Here is a 2,053-nt window from a genome sequence, read left to right as displayed (position 1 = left end):
CCGCCTGCGCTGCGCGCCCCTGCTGGCCGGCTGGCGAGGCCGCCCGCCGGTCGACACCGCCCATCTGGCCCGGCTCGTCGTCGCCTTGTCGCAGCTGATCGCGGCTCGGCCGGACCTCGCCGAGATCGAGCTGAACCCGGTCCGTGTCGGGCCCCACGGCGCGCTCCCGGTCGACGCGCTCGTCATACCAACCCACGACAGCCAGCTTCGCCGTGACAGCCGGCTTCACCCTGACAGCCAAGACAGCCGATTCAGCCAAGACAGCTACGCCCCAGACAGTGAGGAGGTCACAGCATGAGCACCACCGCATGGCCCCTGACCGACGAGCAGACCCAGATCGTCGCGCTCTGCAAGGAGTTCGCCGAGAGGGAGATCCGGCCCCGCGGCCGGGAGGTCGACGAGGCCGACGTCGTCACTCCGGTCGACATCTTCGCCAAGGCCGCGAAGGTCGGGATCACCGACTTCATGATCCCGGAGGCCTACGGCGGTGGCGGGTTCACCGACGTCTTCACCCAGTGCCTCGTCCAGGAGGAGCTGTGCTGGGGCGACCCGGGGATCGGCAACCTGGTCTGCTCGGGCGGGTTCTTCGCCGACCCGATCCTGGCCCTCGGCACCGAGGACCAGAAGCGGCGCTGGCTCACCCCCCTCACGGGGCCGGACGCCCCGTTGACCGCGCTCGCGACCACCGAGCCGGGTGCGGGTTCGGACGCCGCGTCGATCGTCACGACCGCGACCCGGGTGGACGACGGCTACCTCCTCACCGGCCAGAAGGCATGGATCTCCAACGCGGGCGCGGCCGAGCTCTACGTCATCTTCGCCAAAACGGATGCGGGCCTGCGGTCGGGCGGGGTCTCGGCGTTCCTGGTGCGGAAGGACGCCGCCGGTATGACGTTCGGCCAACCGATGCGCAAAATGGGCCAGCGTGCGATCGTCTGCCGGGAGGTCTTCCTGGACGAGGTCTTCGTGCCCGAGTCCGACCGGCTCGGCGAGGAGGGCCAGGGCTTCTACGGGCTGATGAGCACCTTCGACATCTCCCGTGTCGTCCTGGGCGCCGCCGCGGTGGGGGCTGCCCGCGCGGCCTACGAGTACGCCCTCGACTACGCCCGCACCCGGAAGCAGTTCGGGCGCCTCATCATCGAGCACCAGGCCGTCGCGTTCCGGCTCGCCGACATGGCAACCCGGATCGAGGCGGCGCGGCTGCTGGTGCACCATGCCGCCCGGGTGATCGACGAGGGCGGGTCGGCGACCGGCCTCGCCGCGATGGCCAAGCTCACGGCCTCGGAGACGGCGATGTTCGTGACCCATGCAGCCGTGCAGACCCTCGGCGGCTGGGGCTACTCGCGTGAGTACCCCGTCGAGCAGTGGATGCGTGACGTCAAGCTCGAGGAGATCGAGGAGGGGACCTCCGACATCATGCGTCTGGTCATCTCGCGCAACCTGTCCTGAACCACTAGACACCATTCGACGAAGGAGCATGATGACCCAGCTCAACGGAGGGGCAGCGCTCGTCGCCGCACTCGAGATCCACGGCGTGGACACGGTGTTCGGCATCCCCGGCACCCACAACCTGTCGGCGTTCGCCGCGCTCGCGAGCTCGCGGATCCAGTGTGTGCTCACCCGCCACGAGCAAGGAGCCGGCTACGCCGCCGACGGATACGCCCGGGTCTCCGGCAAACCGGGGGTGTGCCTCACCACGACGGGGCCTGCGATCCTCAACGCGGCAGCGGCAGCCGCGCAGGCGTGGTCCGACTCGGTGCCCGTGCTGTTCGTCTCCCCCGGTATGCCGACCGGTCACCCGGGTCGCGGCAACGGGGAGCTGCACGAGGTCAAGGACCAGCAGGCCGCGCTCGAGGCGCTGGTCGCCTACAGCCACCGCGTCCGGAGCGTCGAGGAGATCCCGGGCGCCGTCGCCCAGGCCTTCGCCGCCATGCGGACGGGACGGCCACGGCCCGTGCACCTGGAGATCCCGCTCGACCTGCTCGAGGCCAGCGCCGAGGTGCGGCGGGTGGACCCGATCGAGCCGGCCGTGGCCTCGGCGCGCCCGGAAGCGGTG

The 2,053-nt window shown here is 70.7% G+C and carries 3 protein-coding genes; all 3 read left to right on the top strand.

Annotated elements, in window-relative coordinates; translation table 11 throughout:
* Positions 1-298 (top strand): acetate--CoA ligase family protein (locus FRW57_RS20835; protein ID WP_203230465.1); only part of this gene is annotated, 298 nt, incomplete at its 5' end.
* Positions 295-1,446, top strand: a complete 1,152-nt coding sequence (locus FRW57_RS20830; protein ID WP_137119985.1) for an acyl-CoA dehydrogenase family protein — start codon at positions 295-297, stop codon at positions 1,444-1,446. The genes FRW57_RS20835 and FRW57_RS20830, both read left to right, overlap by 4 nt.
* 31 nt (positions 1,447-1,477) lie before the next feature.
* Positions 1,478-2,053 (top strand): thiamine pyrophosphate-binding protein (locus tag FRW57_RS20825; RefSeq protein WP_162529448.1); only part of this gene is annotated, 576 nt, incomplete at its 3' end.

Origin of the sequence: Segeticoccus rhizosphaerae (assembly GCF_009192725.1) — a bacterium.
GTDB lineage: Bacteria > Actinomycetota > Actinomycetes > Actinomycetales > Dermatophilaceae > Segeticoccus > Segeticoccus rhizosphaerae.
Note: the sequence above shows the minus strand (reverse complement) of the source record. Positions and strands in the feature narration are given on the sequence as shown.

Excerpts from the sequence above, each read along its gene's own strand:
- FRW57_RS20830 (WP_137119985.1), top strand. The coding sequence starts at position 295 with ATGAGCACCACCGCATGGCCCCTGACCGACGAGCAGACCCAGATCGTC.